The following is a 3,742-nucleotide window of genomic DNA, read 5'->3' as shown; positions in this document are numbered from 1 at the left end:
CCGCCGAACGCGGCTACGTCGACGCGGTGATCATGCCCTCCGACACCCGCCGCCACATCGTCCGCGGCCTGCGCGCGCTCCGCAACAAGCGCGAGAGCCTCCCCCCGAAGAAGCACGGCAACATCCCGCTGTAGGGATCCGCGCGCGGCATCCCCGCGCCCTCCCACCCCTCTCCAGGAAGGGCTGTTTCCATGATCAAGATCGTACGGGGCAATCCGACCCCAGAGGAGCTGGCCGCCGCCCTGGCGGTGGTCCAAGCCCGCGCGGCGGCCGCCGCGGCCGCCGCGCAGGGCGAGGGAGCGCCACCGGAGTGGTCCGACCCGGCCCGCACCGTCCCCGCCCGCCGGGTCCCGCCCCCGGGGCCCAGAGCGTGGCGTACGACCTACTGGCCGAGCTGAGGCCCGGCCGGCCGAGCTGAGGCGCGCGCCGGCTCGGGTACCGGCCGAGCCGTAGCAGCCTCACCCAAGTCCCCGTTTTCAGGAAAATAGTCCCTTCCGCCCGTGGCGCCTGAGTACGCGTACTCAGGCGCCACGGCCCGGGTGCGGCGCAGGATCGACCGCATGCTGTGGTCCGACCCGCCTGATGAGCCGCCCGACGAGCTGCGGCGGGCCCAGGACATGCTCCGCCGCGCGGGCACGGTGCTCGCGGTCGCGACCCTGACCCTCATGCTGCTGCTGAGCCTGCGTCCGTGACCGCCCGTGCCCCGGACGCCGATGCCGCCGGCCCCGACGCCGCCGCTGAGCCCGCGCCCCTGACCTGAGCCCGCGTCCCTGACCTGCGCAAGGGTGGGATGGGGGCCAGGCCCGCCGCCTACCCTGGGCGCATGACTGACACCCAGCGCGCACTCATCCTCGCCTCCGCCTCACCCGCCCGCCGGTCCCTGCTGCGCCAGGCCGGGCTGGCCTTCGAAGTGATCGTCAGCGGTGTGGACGAGGACGCCCTGAGCGCCGAGACGCCCGCCGAGCTGGCGCGCGTGCTGGCCGAGGCCAAGGCGGCCGCCGTGGCCGCGCTTCCGGAGGCGGCCGGGGCCCTGGTCCTCGGCTGTGACTCGGTCCTGGAACTCGACGGCCAGCCGCTCGGCAAGCCCGCCGACGCCGAGGAGGCCACCGCCCGCTGGAAGTCCATGCGCGGCCGCTCCGGCGTCCTGCGGACCGGGCACTGCCTCATCGACACGGCGACCGGCGGCCGCACCTCCGCCACCGCCTCCACCACGGTCCACTTCGGCGAGCCGAGCGACGCCGAGATCGCGGCGTACGTCGCCAGCGGCGAACCCCTGCACGTGGCGGGCGCGTTCACGCTCGACGGCCGCTCGGCGCCCTTCATCGACGGCATCGAGGGCGACGCGGGGAACGTCATCGGACTGTCCCTGCCGCTGCTGCGCCGGCTCCTGGCCGAGCTGGGCGTGGGCATCACCGACCTGTGGGCCGACGCGGGGCGCTGACCGCGGCCCGCCGGCCGATGCCGGACGCCGACCGCGACCCGCCCGCCGACGCGGGACGCCGACCCCGGCCCGTCGGCCGACGCGGGACGCCGACCGGCCCGCCGGCCGATGCCGGACGCCGGCGCGGACCCCTCAGGCCGGATGCCGGGCGCCGACCGCTGACCCCGGCCCGGCCGCCGATGGCCCCTCAGGCCGGATGCGGCGCGTCCCCGCCCTGGGCCCCCGTGGCGCCCGGGGCGGAGGCGCCGCTCTCGGCCGCGACCGGCGACTCGTCGTACACCAACAGGCTCCACACGATCAGGCCGAGCACCACCATCAGGACCGCGAAGGCGGTCCACCCCACCAGGCCGACCGAGAAGGCGCCCACCAGCCCGTGCACCACCGCGCAGGTGATCAGCAGAATGCGGGCCAGGCGCCCGGGGGCGCGGTCGCGCACGGCGGCGCGCAGCAGCACCAGACCGCACAGCAGCAGATAGAGGCCGAAGAGCCCGCCCGCGACCCAGGTGCCGATCGACATCGCGTCCGGGTCGAGCCCGCCCAGGGACATCCGCTGCCGGTCGACCACCAGCCCCAGGATCCAGTTGAGCAGCGCGATTCCGGCCGCCTCCACGATCAGCGCCACGGCCGTCACCACGGCCACGGGTCTGCGCGCCACCCCGCCCACCCCTTCCGCTGCGCCGGCTCGGGTGCCGTTCCCCCCGAGAAGGTTCGACCTCACGAACGCTACTAACGGGTAAGCCCCTCGACAAGGGTTCGGGAACGCACTCGTACGACCGGAACGCCGCGGCAAAGTTTCCGTCCCCCGTTCGTAGGGATTCCACAAAGAAACGCGGAGGAGTGCCGCTCGGGGAACTGCCACACCCGACTGCCGCGCGATTCGCCCTCCGGCCCGAAAAACCGGGCGTACCGTGGAACGACGGGGGAGTCGGCTGTCTCTTAACGGCAGGGTTCACGCTCCGTGTGGTCAAGCTCACGCCCGAGTTGTTCTCGGCGTGCGGTGTCGCCAGTACCTAAACTCGGCTTGTTTCAAGGAGGGAGCCATCGTGCGCAAGGTGCTCATCGCCAATCGTGGCGAAATCGCGGTCCGCGTTGCCCGTGCCTGTCGGGATGCCGGGATCGCGAGTGTTGCGGTCTATGCCGATCCGGACCGGGACGCGGTGCATGTGCGCGCGGCCGACGAAGCCTACGCGCTGGGCGGTGACACACCAGCGGCCAGCTACCTCGACCAGGCCAAGGTCCTGGCCGCCGCCGCCGAATCCGGCGCCGACGCCGTCCACCCCGGCTACGGCTTCCTGTCCGAGAACGCCGACTTCGCCCAGGCCGTCCTCGACGCCGGCCTGACCTGGATCGGCCCCCCGCCCGCCGCGATCCGCGACCTCGGAGACAAGGTCGCCGCCCGCCACATCGCCCAGCGCGCCGGCGCCCCCCTGGTCGCCGGCACCCCCGACCCCGTCTCCGGCGCCGACGAAGTCCTCGCCTTCGCCCAGCAGCACGGCCTGCCCATCGCCATCAAAGCCGCCTTCGGCGGCGGCGGCCGCGGCCTGAAAGTCGCCCGCACCCTCGAAGAGGTCCCCGAGCTCTACGACTCCGCCGTCCGCGAGGCCGTGGCCGCCTTCGGCCGCGGCGAATGCTTCGTCGAGCGCTACCTCGACAAGCCCCGCCACGTGGAGACCCAGTGCCTGGCCGACACCCACGGCAACGTGGTCGTCGTCTCCACCCGCGACTGCTCCCTCCAGCGCCGCCACCAAAAACTCGTCGAAGAAGCCCCCGCACCCTTCCTCACCGACGAACAGAACGCCGAACTGCGCCGCGCCTCCAAGGCCATCCTCAAGGAAGCCGGCTACGTCGGCGCCGGCACGGTGGAGTTCCTGGTGGGCACGGACGGCACGATCTCCTTCCTGGAGGTCAACACCCGCCTCCAGGTCGAACACCCGGTCACCGAAGAGGTCACCGGCATCGACCTGGTCCGGGAGATGTTCCGCATCGCCGACGGCGAACCCCTCGGCTACGACGACCCGCCGATGCGCGGCCACTCCTTCGAGTTCCGCATCAACGGCGAGGACCCCGGCCGCAACTTCCTCCCCGCCCCCGGCACCGTCACCACCTTCGCACCCCCCTCCGGCCCGGGGGTGCGGCTGGACGCGGGGGTGGAGTCCGGGTCGGTGATCGGCCCGGCGTGGGACTCCCTGCTGGCCAAGCTCATCGTCACCGGCGCCACCCGCGCCCAGGCCCTCCAGCGCGCGGCGCGGGCGCTGGCGGAGTTCCAGGTCGAGGGCATGGCGACCGCGATCCCCTTCCACC

General features: G+C 73.6%; 6 protein-coding genes. 5 read left to right on the top strand and 1 reads right to left on the bottom strand.

Annotation, left to right across the window (positions count from 1 at the left end):
- From ABFY07_RS42480 to ABFY07_RS42465, 4 genes are all read left to right on the top strand, one after another.
- The coding region (locus ABFY07_RS42480; protein ID WP_346179512.1) for a carboxyl transferase domain-containing protein at window positions 1–134 on the top strand (134 nt) is incomplete at its 5' end.
- Between the two features lie 57 nt (window positions 135–191).
- A complete protein-coding gene (locus ABFY07_RS42475) occupies window positions 192–398 on the top strand; it encodes an acyl-CoA carboxylase epsilon subunit (RefSeq protein WP_065960490.1) in 207 nt (68 codons plus the stop codon).
- Between the two features lie 162 nt (window positions 399–560).
- Window positions 561–692, top strand: a complete 132-nt coding sequence (gene mmpB, locus ABFY07_RS42470; RefSeq protein WP_352142935.1) for a morphogenic membrane protein MmpB — start codon at window positions 561–563, stop codon at window positions 690–692.
- Between the two features lie 131 nt (window positions 693–823).
- A complete protein-coding gene (locus ABFY07_RS42465) occupies window positions 824–1,441 on the top strand; it encodes a Maf family protein (protein ID WP_065960493.1) in 618 nt (205 codons plus the stop codon).
- Between the two features lie 187 nt (window positions 1,442–1,628).
- Here the strand turns inward: ABFY07_RS42465 and ABFY07_RS42460 are convergent, their stop codons facing one another.
- Entirely contained in the window at window positions 1,629–2,096 is a 468-nt protein-coding gene (locus ABFY07_RS42460) for a hypothetical protein (RefSeq protein ID WP_346179581.1), read from the bottom strand.
- Window positions 2,097–2,484: 388 nt separating this feature from the next.
- Between ABFY07_RS42460 and ABFY07_RS42455 the strand changes: the two genes are divergently transcribed.
- On the top strand, window positions 2,485–3,742 hold a 1,258-nt coding region (locus ABFY07_RS42455; RefSeq protein ID WP_346179580.1), incomplete at its 3' end, for an acetyl-CoA carboxylase biotin carboxylase subunit.

It is taken from the genome of Streptomyces sparsogenes subsp. cuspidosporus, from assembly GCF_039532705.1.
Lineage (GTDB): Bacteria > Actinomycetota > Actinomycetes > Streptomycetales > Streptomycetaceae > Streptomyces > Streptomyces sparsogenes.
This window is presented reverse-complemented; position numbering and strand designations above follow the sequence as displayed.

Coding starts and splice junctions, on each gene's coding strand:
- ABFY07_RS42475 (WP_065960490.1), top strand. CDS start 192: ATGATCAAGATCGTACGGGGCAATCCGACCCCAGAGGAGCTGGCCGCC.
- mmpB (WP_352142935.1), top strand. CDS start 561: ATGCTGTGGTCCGACCCGCCTGATGAGCCGCCCGACGAGCTGCGGCGG.
- ABFY07_RS42465 (WP_065960493.1), top strand. CDS start 824: ATGACTGACACCCAGCGCGCACTCATCCTCGCCTCCGCCTCACCCGCC.